Origin of the sequence: Bordetella sp. BOR01 (assembly GCF_019218885.1) — a bacterium.
GTDB lineage: Bacteria > Pseudomonadota > Gammaproteobacteria > Burkholderiales > Burkholderiaceae_B > Bordetella_A.
This window is the reverse complement of sequence record NZ_JAHUWT010000019.1, coordinates 1-480: the sequence shown is the minus strand read 5'-3', so window position 1 is coordinate 480 and position 480 is coordinate 1. Positions and strand designations below refer to the sequence as shown.

Below are 480 nucleotides of genomic sequence, written 5' to 3'. Positions count from 1 at the left end.
GCGCTGCCGCCCACCACCAGGGTGTAGCCGTCAGGGGTGGCACGGCCGCAAAAAGGAAGGAAAAGAGGGAGGAAGGAAAAGGAAGGGGGAGAGAAAAAGAAGGGGGGGAAGATGGAGATGGAAAAAGGGGAGGCAAAAAGGAGGGAAAAAAGATAGGGAGAAGGGAAAGGAGGGAAGGGAAAGAAAAAGGAGAGAGCGGGAAGGGAGAAGAAAGGGGGAGAGGAGAGAAGGGGGGGAGAAAGGGGGAGGGAGAGGGGGGAGAGGGAGGGAGGGCGGACGGGAAGAGAGAGAAAGAAAAGGAGGGAGAGGGGGAGGAAAAGAAGAGGAAGGAGGAGAAAAGGGGAGGGAAAAGAAAGGGGGAGGGGGAGGAGGGAAGAAGAAGAAGGGGAGAGGGAAGGGGAGAAGAAGAAGAAAGGAGAAGGGGAAAGGGGAAGAGGGGGGAGGAGGAGAAGGAAGGAAAGGGGAGGAGAAAGAAAGGAG

General features: G+C 56.9%; 1 protein-coding gene. It reads left to right on the top strand.

Annotated elements, in window-relative coordinates; all coding sequences use genetic code 11:
- Nucleotides 1-480 (top strand): hypothetical protein (locus tag KW845_RS29790; protein WP_218372947.1); only part of this gene is annotated, 480 nt, incomplete at both ends.